This window comes from Winogradskyella sp. J14-2 (genome assembly GCF_001971725.1).
In the GTDB taxonomy this organism is placed as follows: domain Bacteria; phylum Bacteroidota; class Bacteroidia; order Flavobacteriales; family Flavobacteriaceae; genus Winogradskyella.
In genome coordinates this window covers 1,122,708-1,140,430 of the sequence record NZ_CP019388.1, presented here as the reverse complement: position 1 = coordinate 1,140,430, position 17,723 = coordinate 1,122,708, and the positions used below count along the sequence as shown (strand labels likewise).

23 protein-coding genes are annotated in these 17,723 nt (G+C 33.6%); 6 read left to right on the top strand and 17 right to left on the bottom strand.

Annotation, left to right across the window (positions count from 1 at the left end; all coding sequences use genetic code 11):
* Positions 1-101: 101 nt before the first annotated feature.
* The 13 genes from BWZ20_RS05340 to BWZ20_RS05280 all read right to left on the bottom strand — a co-directional run bounded on the left by BWZ20_RS05340 (position 102) and on the right by BWZ20_RS05280 (position 9,852).
* A complete protein-coding gene (locus BWZ20_RS05340) occupies positions 102-554 on the bottom strand; it encodes a tRNA (cytidine(34)-2'-O)-methyltransferase (RefSeq protein ID WP_076621268.1) in 453 nt (150 codons plus the stop codon).
* A gap of 57 nt (positions 555-611) precedes the next feature.
* Positions 612-824, bottom strand: a complete 213-nt coding sequence (locus BWZ20_RS05335) for a hypothetical protein (protein WP_076617321.1) — start codon at positions 822-824, stop codon at positions 612-614.
* Between the two features lie 48 nt (positions 825-872).
* Positions 873-1,283, bottom strand: coding sequence for a DUF805 domain-containing protein (locus BWZ20_RS05330; RefSeq protein WP_076617318.1), 411 nt, complete (start codon positions 1,281-1,283; stop codon positions 873-875).
* A gap of 42 nt (positions 1,284-1,325) precedes the next feature.
* Positions 1,326-2,090 (bottom strand): tryptophan synthase subunit alpha, encoded by a 765-nt coding sequence (gene trpA, locus BWZ20_RS05325; RefSeq protein ID WP_076617316.1) that lies wholly within the window; start codon positions 2,088-2,090, stop codon positions 1,326-1,328.
* Positions 2,091-2,187: 97 nt separating this feature from the next.
* Positions 2,188-3,375, bottom strand: coding sequence for a tryptophan synthase subunit beta (gene trpB, locus BWZ20_RS05320; protein WP_076617314.1), 1,188 nt, complete (start codon positions 3,373-3,375; stop codon positions 2,188-2,190).
* A 53-nt stretch (positions 3,376-3,428) separates the two neighbouring features.
* Entirely contained in the window at positions 3,429-4,136 is a 708-nt protein-coding gene (locus tag BWZ20_RS05315; protein WP_076621267.1) for a phosphoribosylanthranilate isomerase, read from the bottom strand.
* 58 nt (positions 4,137-4,194) lie between these two features.
* A complete protein-coding gene (gene trpC, locus BWZ20_RS05310; RefSeq protein ID WP_076617312.1) occupies positions 4,195-4,983 on the bottom strand; it encodes an indole-3-glycerol phosphate synthase TrpC in 789 nt (262 codons plus the stop codon).
* Positions 4,984-5,083: 100 nt separating this feature from the next.
* Positions 5,084-6,079 (bottom strand): anthranilate phosphoribosyltransferase, encoded by a 996-nt coding sequence (gene trpD / locus BWZ20_RS05305; RefSeq protein WP_076617310.1) that lies wholly within the window; start codon positions 6,077-6,079, stop codon positions 5,084-5,086.
* A 22-nt stretch (positions 6,080-6,101) separates the two neighbouring features.
* Positions 6,102-6,419: a four helix bundle protein gene (locus tag BWZ20_RS05300; RefSeq protein ID WP_317041696.1), complete on the bottom strand. Its 318-nt coding sequence runs from the start codon at positions 6,417-6,419 to the stop codon at positions 6,102-6,104.
* Between the two features lie 69 nt (positions 6,420-6,488).
* Complete coding sequence (locus tag BWZ20_RS05295) at positions 6,489-7,055, bottom strand: anthranilate synthase component II (RefSeq protein WP_076617305.1); 567 nt, start codon at positions 7,053-7,055, stop codon at positions 6,489-6,491.
* Positions 7,056-7,157: 102 nt separating this feature from the next.
* Positions 7,158-8,558 carry an anthranilate synthase component I family protein gene (locus tag BWZ20_RS05290; protein ID WP_076617303.1) on the bottom strand — a complete coding sequence of 467 codons (1,401 nt, stop codon included), beginning with the start codon at positions 8,556-8,558 and terminating at the stop codon, positions 7,158-7,160.
* A 260-nt stretch (positions 8,559-8,818) separates the two neighbouring features.
* The gene (locus BWZ20_RS05285; protein WP_076617300.1) at positions 8,819-9,388 is read right to left on the bottom strand and encodes a YceI family protein; all 570 of its coding nucleotides are present in this window, start codon (positions 9,386-9,388) and stop codon (positions 8,819-8,821) included.
* A gap of 5 nt (positions 9,389-9,393) precedes the next feature.
* The gene (locus tag BWZ20_RS05280; RefSeq protein WP_076617297.1) at positions 9,394-9,852 is read right to left on the bottom strand and encodes a MarR family winged helix-turn-helix transcriptional regulator; all 459 of its coding nucleotides are present in this window, start codon (positions 9,850-9,852) and stop codon (positions 9,394-9,396) included.
* Between the two features lie 102 nt (positions 9,853-9,954).
* Between BWZ20_RS05280 and BWZ20_RS05275 the strand changes: the two genes are divergently transcribed.
* From BWZ20_RS05275 to BWZ20_RS05255, 5 genes are all read left to right on the top strand, one after another.
* A complete protein-coding gene (locus BWZ20_RS05275) occupies positions 9,955-10,503 on the top strand; it encodes a TlpA family protein disulfide reductase (RefSeq protein WP_076617295.1) in 549 nt (182 codons plus the stop codon).
* 7 nt (positions 10,504-10,510) lie between these two features.
* A complete protein-coding gene (locus BWZ20_RS05270; protein WP_076617293.1) occupies positions 10,511-11,122 on the top strand; it encodes a thioredoxin family protein in 612 nt (203 codons plus the stop codon).
* A gap of 128 nt (positions 11,123-11,250) precedes the next feature.
* Positions 11,251-11,565, top strand: a complete 315-nt coding sequence (locus tag BWZ20_RS05265) for a rhodanese-like domain-containing protein (RefSeq protein ID WP_076617290.1) — start codon at positions 11,251-11,253, stop codon at positions 11,563-11,565.
* Between the two features lie 30 nt (positions 11,566-11,595).
* The gene (locus tag BWZ20_RS05260; protein WP_076617288.1) at positions 11,596-12,006 is read left to right on the top strand and encodes a rhodanese-like domain-containing protein; all 411 of its coding nucleotides are present in this window, start codon (positions 11,596-11,598) and stop codon (positions 12,004-12,006) included.
* 134 nt (positions 12,007-12,140) lie between these two features.
* Positions 12,141-14,117 (top strand): protein-disulfide reductase DsbD family protein, encoded by a 1,977-nt coding sequence (locus BWZ20_RS05255; RefSeq protein ID WP_076617285.1) that lies wholly within the window; start codon positions 12,141-12,143, stop codon positions 14,115-14,117.
* A gap of 3 nt (positions 14,118-14,120) precedes the next feature.
* On the opposite strand, the gene BWZ20_RS05250 is transcribed toward BWZ20_RS05255, so the two are convergent.
* Positions 14,121-14,849, bottom strand: a complete 729-nt coding sequence (locus tag BWZ20_RS05250; RefSeq protein WP_076617283.1) for a nitroreductase family protein — start codon at positions 14,847-14,849, stop codon at positions 14,121-14,123.
* Between the two features lie 97 nt (positions 14,850-14,946).
* On the opposite strand from BWZ20_RS05250, the gene BWZ20_RS05245 reads away from it, so the two are divergent.
* On the top strand, positions 14,947-16,308 hold the full coding sequence (locus BWZ20_RS05245) for an NAD-dependent succinate-semialdehyde dehydrogenase (RefSeq protein WP_076617281.1): 1,362 nt from the start codon (positions 14,947-14,949) through the stop codon (positions 16,306-16,308).
* Here BWZ20_RS05245 and BWZ20_RS05240 read toward each other — a convergent pair.
* Genes BWZ20_RS05240 through msrB form a run of 3 tightly spaced genes read right to left on the bottom strand, consistent with a single transcriptional unit; the run spans position 16,298 to position 17,523 of the window.
* Positions 16,298-16,537, bottom strand: a complete 240-nt coding sequence (locus BWZ20_RS05240) for a hypothetical protein (protein WP_076617278.1) — start codon at positions 16,535-16,537, stop codon at positions 16,298-16,300. The two genes, BWZ20_RS05245 and BWZ20_RS05240, sit on opposite strands and share 11 nt — an antisense overlap.
* The gene (msrA, locus tag BWZ20_RS05235) at positions 16,530-17,072 is read right to left on the bottom strand and encodes a peptide-methionine (S)-S-oxide reductase MsrA (protein WP_076617275.1); all 543 of its coding nucleotides are present in this window, start codon (positions 17,070-17,072) and stop codon (positions 16,530-16,532) included. The genes BWZ20_RS05240 and msrA overlap by 8 nt, the downstream gene beginning before the upstream one ends.
* Entirely contained in the window at positions 17,065-17,523 is a 459-nt protein-coding gene (gene msrB, locus BWZ20_RS05230; RefSeq protein ID WP_076617273.1) for a peptide-methionine (R)-S-oxide reductase MsrB, read from the bottom strand. The genes msrA and msrB overlap by 8 nt, the downstream gene beginning before the upstream one ends.
* Between the last annotated feature and the right edge of the window lie 200 nt (positions 17,524-17,723).

Sequence of the window (17,723 nt, the reverse complement as noted above, 5' to 3'; positions counted from 1 at the left end):
TGTGTTTTAATACTGAAACACGTTCAGTATATGTTAATGAACATCTCTATGACTTCTAAATTTTAAAAATGTTTAACTGCTATTTCTGTTTTGTGATATTTTTAACGAAGTTGCCTTAGACCTTCGTATACGATAATGCTCACGGCATTTGATAGATTAAGACTTCTAATGTTTTCACTGTACATTGGTATTTTAAACAAGTCTTCTTTTCGTTCTTTAATTAAAGGTTTTGGAAGACCAACAGATTCTTTACCAAAAACAAGAAACATATCATCTTCAAAATTAATATCCCAATACGATTTAGTACCATGACTGCTCAGAAAAGCCATCTTTTTATCTTCATTTTGGTTGAAGAATTCATCTTTGTTTTCGTAATAAATAACTTCAAGATGTTGCCAATAATCAAGTCCAGCACGTTTTAGACGTTTGTCATCAATTTCAAAACCAAAAGGTTTTACCAAGTGCAGTCGAGATCCTGTAGCCAAAGCTAAACGACCAATATTACCCGTGTTGTTTGGTATTTCGGGTTCTATAAGGACAATGTTTAATGCCATAATAATTGTCATTCTGAACTGTCACACTGAGCGCAGTCGGAGTGTTGTTTCAGAACCTTACTTTTTAAGTTTAACGATTATCAATCTCAACAATAATACAAAAGGAAATCCATGGAGCAATACATCAAAATAATCCATTATAGTCATACCATTAGCACCTCCAGCAATCCATCTTAGCTTACCAACAATATGTGGCATTGGGAAAAATGGAGCTAAGCCAAGGGTTGAGCAGAGTAGTATTACTATTGGCAGATTATTTAAGACTTTCATTTATAAAAGACTTATTTTATCTACTATAGGCTGCTTCATATAAGAAAACTAATCTAAGAGAGGTTTTCCGATGTCTTCAATCTCATCGCTATTAGGAGCTTTAGGGTCCGGACCATATTTGTTGGTGCCATTATCGCCATTTTGAGCCATCATAATGATTAAGATGAGACCTCCTACATAAGGAATAAGCGATAATAAATAATACCAACCGCTTTTGCCTGTGTCGTGAAACCTTCTAACAGTAACCGCTAAGTTGGGTATAAACATGGCTAAAATATAAAGCCCAAGGGTTACAGCAGGTATGAAAACCGCAGTAGTATCAGCAAGAAGACTCGTAAAAATACCAAGGCCAAAGATGATTAAGGTATTTATTAATGTAAACATCCAATATTCTTTACGACGTGCTCTTCCAGAAAAATTAGCATAGTTCTCTTTTACTACCGTGAGGTACCATTCCATAGTATTTTGTTTAAAAGTTAAATTGTTGAAAGGCGTAAATATCTACTTTATAACTGAATTCACAAAATCATGGATAGCGTGCGTGCCTCTTTGTGTAATATATTTTATAAAAGCACTCCCAATAATAGCACCTTTAGCATAAGCGGTTGCTTTTGTAAATGTGTCGTTATTAGAAATGCCAAACCCAACAATTTGCGGATTGTTTAAGTTCATTTTTGAAATACGTTCAAAATAATTGGTTTGTGTTTCTCCAAAACCAGATTGCGCACCAGTTGTACTCGCAGAACTTACCATGTATATAAATCCGTTTGAAATAGAATCGATATATCTAATGCGTTCTTCTGAAGTTTGAGGTGTAATTAAAAACACATTGATAAGACCATATTTTTCAAAGATAGCTTTGTATGCCTCGTCATAAACATCTGCAGGTAAATCAGGAAGAATTAGTCCATCGATACCGATCTCTTGACACTTTTTACAAAAGGCTTCGACACCATATTGCAACACAGGATTAAAATAGCCCATTATGATTAAAGGAAGTGAAACCGATTTCCGAATATCTTTAAGTTGTTCGAATAGTTTTTCGGTAGTCATACCATTTTTTAGTGCAGCTGTAGAACTGGCTTGTATGGTAGGTCCATCAGCAAGTGGATCGCTAAAAGGCAGGCCAATTTCTATCATATCCACACCACTTTGTTCTAAATTCTGAATAATTGACACAGTGTCATCTATATTTGGGTAACCTGCTGTAAAGTATATAGACAGTAGTTTTTTATCTTCTTTTAGCTTTTGGTTTATTCTGTTCATATTATAGTATTGAGTATTGAGTATTGAGTATTGAGTATTGAGTATTGAGAAATTAGTTTGAGAGATCTCATATCTAATATCTCATTTCTGAATACTGCTAAAGTTTAAAATAATCAATATAATTCTGTAAATCTTTGTCGCCACGACCAGATAAACTAATGACAACAATATCATCTGGTTTAAAGGTTTTGTGCTTAAAAACAGCTAAAGCGTGGCTTGTTTCTATTGCAGGAATAATACCTTCCAATTTGGTTAATTCTAAACCAGCTTGCATAGCTTCATCATCTGTGGCAGAGTAAAATTCACCACGACCAGACTTGTACAAATGCGAATGTAATGGACCAACACCAGGATAATCTAGACCTGCCGAAATTGAGTAAGGTTCTGTGATTTGACCATCGTCAGTTTGCATTAATAAGGTTTTACAACCATGAATTATACCTTCTTTGCCTAATGCTGAAGTCGCAGCGCTTTCACCAGAATGAATACCTTTACCTGCAGCTTCTACAGCAATAATACCAACGCTTTCATTTTCTAAAAAGTGATAATACGTTCCAGCTGCGTTACTACCACCACCAATACAAGCCACCACATAATCAGGATTTTCTTTACCTTCTTTTTCTTTGAGTTGCCATTTTATTTCTTCTGAAATAACAGACTGAAATCGCGTCACCATATCAGGATAAGGATGAGGCCCAATAGCTGAGCCAATAATGTAATGTGTGTCAACTGGATTATTAATCCAATCCCTAATCGCTTCGTTGGTTGCATCTTTTAGTGTTCTACTTCCTGACAATGCTGGTCTCACTTCCGCACCTAACATTTTCATACGAGCAACGTTTGGTGCTTGCCTGGCAATATCAATTTCTCCCATGTAAACAATGCATTCCATTCCCATAAGTGCACAAACTGTCGCTGTAGCAACTCCATGTTGTCCTGCACCAGTTTCGGCAATGATTCTGTTTTTACCTAAACGTTTTGCCATAAGGATTTGCCCAATGGTGTTATTAACCTTATGCGCACCAGTATGATTTAAATCTTCACGTTTTAAATATACTTTAGTGTTGTATTTTTCTGAAAGGCGCTTGGCAAAATAGAGCGGAGAAGGACGACCAACATAATCCTTAAGCAGTTGATTAAACTCTTCTTGAAAAGACGGTTCTGCCATTACTTTTAGATAGTTTTGGCGTAGTTCTTCTACATTTGGGTAGAGCATTTCTGGAATAAAGGCTCCACCAAATTCACCGTAGTAGCCTTTGTCGTTGATGTTGTATGTGTTTTTCATAGTCTTGTTCCTGCGAAGGCAGGAATCTCAAAGTTTTAATTGTGGATTCCGCATCAAGTGCGGAATGACAAATTGGTTATAAATTCTTCTAGTTTTTCAATAGCCTTCAAACCAGGTTTTATTTCAAATTTACTGTTGATATCAATGGCATGGCAATATTTAGATTCCTCTCTCTGCATGAATGACAAAACATTGTCCATTTCTTCTAACCCAATACCACCACTTAAAAAGTAAGGTTTTGTTGATGGATAGTCTTTTAATACATCCCAATTAAAGGTGTAGCCATTTCCGCCTGGTAACTTTCCTTTGGTGTCGAATAGAAAATAATCTACATAGTCTTCATAAGGTTGCAGTTGACTAAAGTCGAATTTATCTTTGATGCTGAAGACTTTGATGATTTCAATTAATTTGTCATTGCGAGTCCTGATGCTTTTTGTCAGGGCGTGGCAATTTGTCTCTTTTGATGAGATTACTTCGTCGCTCCGCTTCTCGTAATGACGCTTCAGGACTTTACAATAATCAGGAGATTCATTACCATGTAGCTGAATTGCATCAAGGTCGTATTTTTCAATTTTTTGCATAATGACTTCAATTGCCTCATCAACAAAAACACCAACTTTTTTGATGGTTTTTGGTAACTCTGGAATGTCACCTTCAAAATTACGAGATGATTTTTTGTAAAATATAAAGCCAAGATAGTTTGGTTGCAATTTTGCAACTTCGGCTGTGTTATATTTCATTCCGCAGATTTTGATTTTCATAATTTCTGTCATTACTGCAAAGGCAGGAATCTGTGTTTTGTTTTAGACCTGCTAGGTTTTAAAAACCTGCTAGGTCTTTTATAAATTTTGTTGCACTCTCTCCAGGATTATCAGTTTTCATAAAATTTTCACCAATTAAAAAACCTTTGTATCCATAAGGTTGCAATTCCTTTATGGCTTCAATAGAACTGATACCACTTTCTGAAACTTTTACAAAATCATCAGGAATGTGATTGCTCAATGTTTTTGATGTTTCTAGGCTTACTTCAAAAGTTTTTAAATTTCTGTTATTAACACCTAGCATGTCAATGGTTGGCATAATGGACTTTTGAAGCTCTTCTAAATTATGAACCTCAAGCAAAACATCTAGATCTAGGCTTTTAGCTAATTCTGAAAATTGCTTTATTTCTTCCTTAGTTAGGATTGCCGCAATCAACAAAATGACATCAGCTCCATAAGCTTTAGCTTCTAAGATTTGATAGGTGTCAATAATAAATTCTTTGCGTAATAGTGACAAATTGCAACTGGCTCTAGCTAATAATAAATCGTCTAAAGAACCACCAAAATATTTTCCATCTGTAAGCACAGACATGCCACAAACACCAGCATCTTCATAACCCTTAGCAACATCTTGCACATTCAAGTTTTGGTTGATTGTAGATTTTGATGGTGAACGTCTCTTGTGCTCTGCAATGATGCCTGAAGTGCTGTTTTTTAAACGCTCAGAGAGCGAGATTGTTGATCTTTCAAAAAGCACTGAAGTTTCCAATTGTTTTAAAGGAATAAGGCTTTTTCGAAGTGCAACTTCTTTGCGTTTGTCAATTACTATTTTATCTAGGATGTTCATGTTTCAGTATTCAGTATTCAGTATTCAGTGTTCAGTGTTCGGTACTAAGTATTTAGTAATCAGTGTATTATGTTTTTATTGCTTACTATACACAGATTTCTTATTTATCGCTCAACGTAATCAATTTTTCAAGGCTAGATTTTGCTAAACCACTTTTTAAGGATTCTTCAGCCATTGCAATACCGTCTTTGTGCGAAATCTGTTTTACCGTCGCTATGGCCAATCCAGCATTGGCGCAGACTACGTTATTTTGAGCTTCGGTTCCCTTTCCGTTAATAATTTTTTTGAAAATTTTAGCTGCTTCTTTTACAGTAGATCCACCATAAATATCTGAAGCATCGATTTGTTCTAAGCCAATGTCTTGAGCTTCAAATAAAGTTTCGGAAGTATTGGTAATTGTTTTGGTTTTTCCCGTTAGCGATATTTCATCATAACCATCTAAAGCATGCACTATAGCGTAATTTTTATCAGTTTCTTGATATAAATAACCATATAGTCTGAGTAATTCTAAATTAAAAACTCCAACCATCTGATTTTTAGGAAATGCTGGATTAACCATAGGACCCAGCATATTGAAAAAGGTTTTTACACCTAGTTCCTTACGTATTGGTGCCACATTTTTCATGGCAGGATGAAAAAGCGGTGCGTGTAAAACACAAATGCCTGCTTTATCTAAACTGCGTTTTAAAAAATCGATGTCATTAGAAAATTTTATACCTAAATGCTCCATAACGTTAGAGGATCCTGATGCAGATGAGACGCCATAATTACCATGTTTTGTTACATGTACTCCAGCACCAGCAGTAACAAACGAGGATAGGGTTGATATATTAAACGTATTTTTTCCATCACCACCTGTACCACATAAATCAATAGTATTATAACCGTCTAGCTCAACAGGAATACAAAGCTCTAACAAGGCATCTCTAAAACCGCGAAGTTCTTCTGTAGTAATACTTCGCATCATATAGACTGTTAAAAAAGAAGCAATCTGGCTTTGATTGTATACACCATTTGAGATATTCACTAAAACACTTTTAGCTTCTTCTGCTGAGATACTTTCTTGATTTATTAGTCTGTTTAAAATTTCTTTCATGTGTTAGATTTGAGATATAAGACTATAGATTTGAGAACTTTTTAATTAATGTATAGTTAATTTTCTGAATTTCAGTTAGTAGTTTGAAAATTTCCGTTACTTCATTTTCATTAATGTATCCTACACGAATACTTAGATGTAATTGAGTGCTTAATTCATTTGAAGATCCGTTAGCAATACTAATGAAATGTTTGAACTCTTTATTTGAATATCTGCCAGCACCTTCTGCAATATTAGAAGGTATTGAGACAGCACATCTCTGAATTTGACTAATAAGACCATATTTTTCTTCTTTCGGAAACAATGAGGTCAACTTGTAGACTAGTTCAACCAAATCCATAGATTTTTGCCAAACCTTTAATTCTTTATAATTATTCATATCTAAAGTCTATTTTCTAGTGTCTAAAGTCTAATTATTCACCCAGTTTTCTAAAATCTTTTTCCCATCAGGTGTTAATACAGATTCGGGATGATATTGTACACCCTTTACATCATAAACTTTGTGCCTTAATGACATAATTTGCCCATTGGTATCAAATGAAGTAGCTTCTAATACCTCTGGTAAATTGTTGCTCACTACCCAAGAGTGATATCTGCCAACTTCAAAGGTTTTATCTATACCCTTAAATAATGGCTCATCATCAACAGAAAGCGTTACATGTGTTGCAACACCATGATACACCGTATCTAGATTTTCTAGTGTGCCACCAAAAACTTCACCAATAGCTTGTTGTCCTAAACAAACACCGAGTATACTTTTTGTTGGTGCGTATTTAGTAATAATGTCTTTTAGAAGTCCGGCTTCTTCTGGTATTCCAGGACCAGGTGAGAGCACTATTTTATCAAATGCATCTACGTCTTCAAGTGTTAATTTGTCATTTCGTTTTACGGTGACTTCACAATTTAAGTCTTCTAAATAATGAACTAAATTGTAAGTGAAACTATCGTAATTGTCGATTACTAAAACCTTTTTCATAAGCCTATCCCTAACCCTTTCCAGAGGAAAGGGAATTTGTTTTTTGATATATTAAAATTTGTTTTTATTGTCATCCTTAATCAATTTTTCACTAATCACTAATCATATTTCTTTAGCAAGTTCAATAGCTTTTGTTAAAGCACCTAACTTATTATAGACTTCCTGTAGTTCATTTTCTGGGCTAGATTTTGCGACCAATCCGGCACCTGCTTGCCAGAATAGTTTGTGATTTTTACTTAAAAATGTTCTAATCATAATGGCATGGTTAAAATTGCCTTGAAAATCCATAAAACCAATAGCACCTCCATAAAAACTACGGCTTGTTTTTTCGTATTTTTCTATGAGTTGCATGGCCATATGTTTTGGCGCTCCACTTAATGTTCCTGCAGGAAACGTATCCGCTACGATTTGCATGGTGTCGGTTTCCTTATGTTTGGTTCCAGTAACCTTGCTTACTAAGTGAATAACGTGCGAAAAGAATTGCACCTCTCTGTAATTTTCTACTTTAACATTAGAACCATGCCTACTAAGATCGTTTCTTGCTAGGTCAACAAGCATTACATGTTCACTGTTTTCTTTGTCGTCGTTAATTAGCTTTTCTGCGAGTTCTGCGTCTTTAAGGTCATTTCCTGTTCGTTTAAAGGTACCTGCGATAGGATGTATTTCGGCTTTCCCTTCTTTAACGATGAGTTGAGCTTCTGGTGAGCTTCCGAAGATTTTAAAACTTCCGTAATCAAAATAGAATAGGTAAGGGGAAGGGTTAATGCTTCTTAAAGCTCTGTACACATTAAATTCATCTCCACTAAATTCTTGTGAGAATTGCTTAGACAATACCAGTTGAAAGACATCTCCTCTGGCACAATGTTTTTTGGCAAGCTCAACGTGGTGTTTATATTCTTCATCGGTTAGGTTAGATTGAATATCTCCTTTTTCATTGAAGTTGTAAGATGCATATTGCCTTGTCTGAATAATTTGATGTATCTCATCAATATTATTATCAGTATCAAAACAATGTGCAAAAATGTAAGCTTCGTTTTTAAAATGGTTAATGGCAATGATGTTTTGATATACAGCATAATAAATGTCTGGAATATCAATAGAGTTTTCTTTTTTAGAAATTTCAATATCTTCAAAATACTTTACGGCATCGTAAGCGGTATAGCCAAAGATGCCGTTATTTATAAATTTGAAGTCTTCATTAGAATCTACCTTAAATCGTCGGGTAAATTTGTTGATTTCTTCTACCACACCTATAGATTCTGCAAAGTTGTTTTTAGAACTTCCGTCTGGATAAGTTTGTGAAATTAAACCATCCTTAACTTTTATTGAAGCAATTGGGTTGCAACAGATATAAGAAAAACTATTGTCATTGGCATGATAGTCGCTACTCTCTAGCAAAATGCTATTAGGAAATTTATCTCTAATCTTAAGATAAATGCTTACGGGAGTAATGGTATCTGCAAGTATTTTTTTGTAATGTGTGTATAGACTGAATGTTTTCATTTATGATTTAAAATTAAAAAAGGCTTGTCGTGAATGACAAGCCTTTTTCTATAATATTACATACAAGGTTTCTTTCACGAACGCGCGTTTGCAAAATTCCACCACCAAGTATGATTTGTTATTGTTTTCATTGATGCATCAAATATAGAAATGAAAATTTTTATTTCAAACTATATCATAAAAAAGATTCTTGTCTTCATGTAAATTATATACTTGGACAAGAATCTTTATAAAATGGATTGCTATTAATCCTTAGGGAATTAAAACTTTAATTCTACGTTAATATCAAATTCATCATAGATAGCTTTATCTTTTAGCGTTTCTAATAATGAAGGCGATTTGTAAGTGATTTTGTGCTTTGTTCTGTCGATTTTTAAATTTGCAGTTGCAGAATTTTCAGTAACAGTCATAGGAAAAGAAATAGATTCTGTTATTCCTTTTATGGTAATGTCTCCTTTTACGTTGTATTTGCCGTCTTTACCACTAACAGATGTTATCTTTAAAGTTGCTGTTGGGTATTCTTCTACGCCAAAGAAATCATCAGATTTTAAATGACCATCTAACTTCGCTTTATAGTCACCAGATAAATCTGTTGTATTGATGGAAGTCATATCAATAGTAAATGAACCACCTTCTAAAGCCTCTCCATTAAATGATAAAGAACCTTCTTTTAGTTTAATTGTTCCTTCGTGCTCACCACCAACTTTGTAACCTTTCCATGTTACTTTACTTGTAGATACATCTACTTTTTTGTCTTTTAAGATTGTAAATGACATAAAAGATAATGCTAAGATAAATAGCATAGCGAATTTTGAATTTCTGTTTTTCATGATAATTATTTGTTTTTAAGTGTTATTAAAAGTTTATTTAATTGTTCTAATTCTTCATGTGTTAAGTTATTGGTTAAGCTGTTTTCAGTAGCTTCTACAATTGGATCTACTTCTTTTAAAGCATTTAGGCCTTTTTTTGTAATTATTATTTCAACCTTTCTACGATTTGTTGGGCATATATTACGATCTACAAATCCCTTTTTTATAAGCTTATCTACCAATCGTGTTGTATTACTCATTTTACTAACCATGCGTTCTTGAATGTCTTGAAGATTGATAGGATTTCCCTTTTGACCTCTGAGTATCCTTAAAACATTAAATTGTTCTATAGATAAATCGTAAGGTTTTAATTGTAGTAGAATTTCGTCTTTAACCCACATAGCTGTATGAAAAATGTTAATAATACTCGCTTTAGCCAGTGGTATATCTGCATTAGATTTTAATAATTTTTTTATCTCTTTCATATACAACAATTGTATATACAAATATATAATCTTGTTTTATAAATACAATTAATATTTTGTTAATTATTCAATCTTAAATAATTCTATTGATAACTTTATATGATGAAGCGATTAATTATATTATCTCTTTTAATTATTTGTTCTTGTAATAACAAGGACAAAGATGTAAGTGTATCTGATAAATCTAAAAGTGTTTTAAGTACAGAAAAGAAAACCGAAAACACTGTAGATTTTGATTTAGAAATTTATGATTACGATGGTTTAGAGCCTCTAATCAATAAAAACGACAATAAAGTACATGTGGTCAACTTTTGGGCAACTTGGTGTGCTCCTTGTGTAAAAGAGTTACCATATTTTGAAGAAATTAACCAAGAGTATAAAGATAAAAATGTAGAGGTGCTTTTAGTAAGCTTAGACTTTCCAAGGAATTATGAATCTAAATTGATACCATTTGTCGCTAAAAGAAATTTACAGTCAGAAGTTGTAGCCTTTGATGATGTAGATCAAAATAGGTGGATAACTGCAATTCATAAAGATTGGTCTGGTGCTATACCGGCTACAATTATCTACAATAAAGAAAAACGACAGTTTTACGAAAGGTCGTTCACTAAAGAAGAATTAGAAACAGAACTTAAACAATTTTTAAATTAATAAGACTATGAATACACTAAAATTACTTGCAGTAATGGTGTTAACGGTTACACTATCTGCTTTATCAATAACCACAGAAGAAGGTGGTTATAAAATTGGTGATGTGGCCACCGATTTTAGTTTAGAAAACATTGACGGTAAAATGGTGTCTTTATCAAATTATAAAGACGCAAAAGGTTTTATTGTAGTTTTTACTTGTAATACTTGTCCATATGCTGTAGCATATGAAGATAGGGTAGAGGCCTTAAATAAGAAATATGCATCTAAAGGTTATCCTGTAATTGCAATTATGCCAAACAACACAGACGTTAAGCCTGGTGACAATATGGAAGCTATGAAGGCAAGAGCAAAAGCAAAAGGATTTACCTTTCCGTACTTAATGGATAAGGGTCAAAAAATATATCCACAATATGGTGCTACAAAAACACCACATGTCTATTTATTAGAAAAAACTAAAAAAGGAAATATTGTTAAGTACATTGGTGCTATAGATGACAATTATAAAGATGCCAATGCAGTAAAAACTAAGTATGTAGAAAATGCTGTAGACGCCTTATTACAAGGTAAAGAAATTGAAGTTAAAGAAACACGCGCAATTGGTTGTACCATAAAAGTTTAGAGATAACAGCACTGTAAAAAAACAGAAAATATGTTAAAATTAAATCCGAAGTGTAACACTGCGGATTTTTTTGCGTCTATATCATAAAGAAATGTTAATTTTGCCTTTAAAAAGAATTGTTTAAGAACGTGGATTTATCACAAAAAGACTGGATAAAACAACTAGAGGAAGACAATAATTCTGTTGTTTTAGATGTTAGAACCCAAGACGAAGTTAATGAAGGCATTATTCCAAATGCAATTCATATTGACATATTTAAAGGGCAGGGATTTATATATGAAGTAGAACAACTAGACAAAGCCAAAAATTACTATGTTTATTGTAAAGCTGGCGGTCGCAGCGGTCAAGCTTGTGCTATTATGAATCAGTTGGGTTTTAAAAACACTTATAATTTGGTCGGTGGCTTTAGCGAGTGGCAAGGCGATATAGCCTTTAAAGACTAAAAAATAATTAATCAATAACGCTGTTTACACATGAAAAAATTATTAATAATTAGCTGTTTATTAATAGCTATTAATTTTGGGACGAGCTGCGTAGACAGCAAAATACAAGATACCGAAGTTAAGCTTGTAACAGCAGAAGAGATGCAATCTATTCTTGAGCTAGAAGATGTGCAATTGGTAGATGTTCGTACACCTAAAGAGCATAATAAAGAGCGCATAGCTAATTCTCAAAATATAGATTATAATTCTCCTACTTTTGATGAAGATATTTCTAAATTAGATAAAGCAAAACCTGTAATTTTATATTGCAAAGGGGGAAAAAGAAGTGCTAAATGTGCTAAAAAACTTAAAGAAGCTGGTTTCGAGAAAGTTTATGATTTAGATGGAGGTATTTCTAAATGGAAACATTCTGATAAACTCAAAATCGAAGTAAAGTCGTAAAAACTTAAAACCGAACATCCGTTCGGTTTTTTTTTATTACCCACAAATATTTATTTAGGTTTTTATAACTTAGACGACTTTTAAGAAATAGTAAAATTTCCAAAAAAGCATATTTGTGTACTAACGCCAAATCTATGACAGCAAAAAAAGTCTTTATATACTGCTTACTCTCTTTGTTCTTTACGTTCAATTTAAGTTCTCAAGAATTACAACCAGTTACATGGCAGTACGAAGTAGAAAAAATTTCCGATACCGAGTTTGTATTAATTTTCAAAGCCAATGTAGATAAAGGATGGTATATCTACTCACAAGAGCAACAGTCTGAAGACAGTTTTGCGCCAACAACCTATTTCGAATTTCAAAATATAGAAGGTAATTATCAATTGAAGGGTAAAACTTCAGAGCCAGACGTACCAACAATTTATGATAAGATTTTTCAGGAGGATGTTAAAAAATTTAAGGATCAGGCAATCTTCAAACAAAATATTACCCTTATAAATAAAGAGCTAAAACAGATTGATGTTACCGTAGACTACCAAACTTGTGATGACTCTAAATGTATACCAAGTGATTTCCTCTTTAATTTTTCTTTAGATGGTTCAGAAATCGTTAAAGAAGACATTGTAATTGACGAAAAAAGTAAACAACTATCAGAAGGTCTTAACCTAAACGTAACCGGTTGGGATAATTACGAAGCGGAAGTTATTGAAGAGAAAAGTAATTTATCAATTTTCTTTCTTGGTTTTATAGGTGGTTTAATAGCCTTGTTGACTCCATGTGTATTTCCTATGATTCCTTTAACGGTTTCATTTTTTACAAAAAGTGCAGGTGACCCAAAGAAAGGCTTGTTCAACTCTTTGTTATACGGATTCTTCATCTTTTTAATCTATGCATTATTAAGTATTCCATTTCATCTCTTAGATACTTTAGATCCTGGAATTTTAAATAACATTTCAACAAATGTGACGCTTAACCTTATATTCTTTGCTATTTTTATCGGATTTGCGTTTTCCTTTTTTGGGTATTACGAATTAACCTTACCACAATCGTGGAGTGCTGCTATGGATAGTAGAGCCAATAAAATTGGAGGTTTTATCGGTATCTTTTTTATGGCTTTAACACTTGCAATTGTGTCATTTTCGTGTACAGGTCCAATCTTAGGAACGCTTTTGGGTAGCTCTTTAACAGCAGATGGAGGAGCAACGCAACTTACCATGGGAATGAGTGGTTTTGGTTTAGCCTTAGCCTTACCGTTTACGCTTTTTGCTATGTTTCCAAAATGGTTAAATTCTTTACCAAAATCAGGCGGCTGGCTAAACACGGTTAAAGTTGTTTTAGGGTTTATAGAATTAGCATTAGCACTTAAATTTTTATCTAATGCAGATTTAGTGCAGCATTGGGGACTTTTAAAACGCGAAATATTCATAGGAATTTGGATAATTATAGGTGTTGGTTTAGCCTTGTATTTATTCGGAAAAATTAAGTTTCCGCATGATGGTCCTTTGCAAAAGTTGAGTAAAGGAAGATTAACTACAGCGTTTTTAGTAATAGCTTTTGTCATTTACTTAATACCAGGATTAACCAACACAAAATGGGCGAATTTAAAATTGCTCAGTGGTTTTCCTCCACCAATGTTTTACAGTATTTATGAAAAAACATCAGAGTGTCCTCTAGACCTTAATTGCGATAAAGATTTAGAAAGTGGTTTGGCATTAGCTAAGGCTGAAAATAAGCCTATTTTATTAGACTTTACAGGTTGGGCTTGTGTAAATTGCCGTAAAATGGAAGAACAAGTTTGGAGTACATCCCAAGTGTATGATATTTTAATGGAAGATTATGTTATAATTTCACTTTATGTGGATGATAAAAAGAAACTACCAGAAGATGAGCAATTTAAATACTTAAGAAGTAATGGCACTGTAAAAGAGATAGAAACTGTTGGTGACAAGTGGCAAACACTACAAACTATTAATTTTAAGAATAACTCTCAGCCATATTATGCATTATTAGATCATAATTTTGAATTGCTAAATTCTACAAAAGCATACGAGCCAGATGCAGATGCTTATTACGAATGGTTAAAAACCGGTTTAGAGAATTTTAAGAAGTAGTAATTATACTTCAAAATAGACATCTTCAAAAGGAACTCTAAAACGAGGACCGTAGATGCCTTTTTCGTCTCTAATGCCGCAGCCAATAATCATGTTGATCTCAGCGCCTCTAGGAAGATTTAAGATACGTTTTACTCTAAGTGTATCACTACCTTCCATAGGGCAAGTATCATAGCCGATAGCAGCCATACTAGTCATAAAATTTTGAGCAGCTAAACCAGCACTTTTATGTGCTACAATACGCATATCGCTTTGTCTAACTTGCCTGTAAATAGGTTTAAAAAGTCCAACAATCTGAAAGATGATATATTTTAGAATTCCAAGAACACCAAAAAAGTCAGCATAAACTGTTGGTATTAATTTTTTGTAATAGTTGGCAGCCATCTTTTTTCGTTTTGCTTCTCGTTCAGTTAGATTTTCTTTATCATATACCTTATTTAAAAAAGCAATATTGGCCTTAGCGCGTTGTCTCCATAGATCTTTTCTGGTAACCACAACAACTAATTGCTGCGCTGTTTTTGCTGCACTTTGACTAAAACACGCTTTAGCTACTTTTTCTAATACATCTTTATCGGTGATATGATAAAATTCCCAAAGTTGAAGATTACTGCTTGTAGGTGCTAAAGAAGCATTAACCAAGCACTGTTTTACCTTGTTTGTATCAATAACTTCATCTTTATATACACGTGTAGATCTTCTATACGCTATAGCTTCAGAAACCGTTTTTTCCATTTAATTAACATTTAGCTTTCAAAATACTAAAGTTATACTAAATGTCAGAGTTTGTGCTTTAAGATTTCAAAAATCTCTTATTTTAAAAAGAAAAATTATGAGCACGATAACAACCATAAATCCATACACTCAAGAAGAATTAAAAACCTATAATCTAATTAGTGATGCCGATTTAAAACAGAAGTTAAATCTTGCAGATAAGCAATTTCAAAGTTGGAAAACAACTGAAATTAAAGATAGGTGCAGCCTAATGTATAAAGTTGCAGAACTTTTAATAGAACGAAAAGAAACCTATGCCAAACTAATGACTGAGGAAATGGGCAAACCGATAACTCAAGGCATCGCTGAAATCGAAAAGTGCGCTTGGGTGTGTGACTTTTATGCTAAAAATGCCGAAGACTTTTTAGCTGATCAATTAATAGAAACAGAAGCTGAAGAAAGCTTTATTAGTTACGATCCGTTGGGAGTTATTTTAGCAATTATGCCTTGGAATTATCCGTTTTGGCAAGTTATGCGTTTTGCAGCACCAACACTAATGGCTGGTAACACAGCGCTGTTAAAACACGCGTCAAGTACCACGCAGTGTGCTTTAGAAATTCAAAAGCTGTTTGAAGATGCAGGTTTTCCTGAAGGTTGTTTCCAAACCTTATTGGCTTCGCACAATCAAATTGAAACTATTATAAGCGATGATATTGTAAAGGCTGTAAGTCTTACCGGAAGCGAAGGAGTAGGTCGCAAAATTGCTGAAATAGCAGGTAAAAATCTAAAGAAAGTAGTTTTAGAACTTGGTGGAAACAATGCCTGCATCGTTCTTAAGGATGCAGATTTAGATAAGCATATAGAGACTATGGCTTGGGCACGTATGCAAAACGCTGGTCAGAGTTGTATTGCAGCCAAGCGCTTTATAGTTGTTGAGGATATTTATGGCGAGTTCTTATCTAAATTTAAAGCTAAAGTAGAATCGTATGTCGTAGGAAACCCAATGGATAAAAAAACAGAAATAGCAACAATGGCTTCTGTTGGTTTGGCTGAAGATGTAGAAGAACAAGTGAAAAAATCTCTAGACAAAGGTGCTAAAGTTGTTTATGGGAATAAACGAGAAGATGCACGCTACTATCCTACAATTTTAGAAAACGTAACTGCAGAAATGCCAGTCTTTAAAGAAGAGGTTTTTGGTCCTGTGGCTGCAATTATAAAAGTTAAAGATGAAGATGAGGCATTCGAGATGGCATCAAAATCTAGATTTGGTCTGGGTAGTATGGTATTTACGAAGAACACAGATAAATCCAAAAAACGAATAGGAGACATCGCTGATGGTGCATTCTTTATTAACGAACTTGTAAAATCCGACCCTAGATTACCTTTTGGCGGAACTAAAGCTTCTGGTTATGGAAGAGAGCTTTCTAAAGAAGGCATTATGGAATTTGTGAATGCTAAAACAGTCTATATTAAAAAATAAAATTATAAAGTTTGTCACCAAGCCAGTAGCCAAAGCCCAAAACCATTGGGTAGCCTAAGAACAACCATAATACGTCTATAAATGTTAAGGATTTAAAGGCTGAAAACCCATCATTTGAAATTAAACCAATAAAGTCGTACCATGATTTTATACCCAGTTTCAAGACAATACCATTAGCCAAAATAGCAATTACAAGTATGGCAATTCCTATAATATATATTCTAAACATCTTTTAATTTATCTGAATGTAATTTACGTAATTTAGATAATTTAGGGTCTATGACAAAGGTACAATAGCCATAATCTGGATTGTTTTTATAGAAATCCTGATGTTCTTTTTCGGCTTCAAAAAATATTTGAGCTTCAGTAATTTCCGTTACTATGGGCTTTTCAAAATAAACCGCTAATTCATCAAGAACGAGCTTTGCGGTTTTTTTCTGTTCTTCATTATGATAAAAAATCACAGAACGGTATTGTGTACCTCTATCGGCACCTTGCTGATTTAACGTTGTTGGGTCATGCGTTGTCATAAAAATGACAAGAATATCTTGATACGTAATTACATTAGCATCAAATGTAATTTGTACTACTTCAGCATGCCCTGTTAAACCTGAACAAACTTCTCTGTAGGTTGGTCTGCCAGGAACAGTTCCTCCCATGTAACCCGAAACTACTTTTTCTACACCTTTTACTTCTTCAAAAACAGCTTCTGTACACCAAAAGCAGCCTCCGCCAACTGTAGCAATTTTAATATTCTTATTCATTTACATTTTCTTTTTCTAAAACCATGGACTCCGAATTAATACAATAGCGTAAACCACTTGGTTCTGGACCATCCGGAAACACATGACCTAAATGCGCATCACAAGTATTGCACATTACCTCTACACGTACCATTCCAAAAGACGCGTCTTTTTCATACTTAATAGCATTTTCCTTAATAGGTTGTGTAAAACTTGGCCAACCAGTGCCAGAGCTAAACTTTATGGTTGAGTCGAATAATGGTGTACCACAGCATACACAATTATATTTACCAGCATCATAGGTAGTGCAAAGCGCGCCACTGTGAGGTCGTTCTGTGCCCTTTTGTCTTGTAATTCTGTATTGTTCTGGTGTTAATTGGTCTTTCCACTCTGTATCCGATTTTTCAACACGTTGATCTGGTATTGGGTTACCGTTAACTGCAAAACTTATAATGTCTTTCCAAGTAAGCATAAATTTCTTTCTTTAAAACTCTATAAAGGTAGACGTAATTTTTGTAAATTTCTTACAAATTGAGTGCTCATTTATCTACATGGTTAAACGCGTTTATTTAAAAAGGATGTTGAGCAAAAGATTATAAGACTATGCTTATTAAACTAAAATATTTTTACAAAAAACTAATATCTACTTTTTGGTTTTTACCATGTAGTATC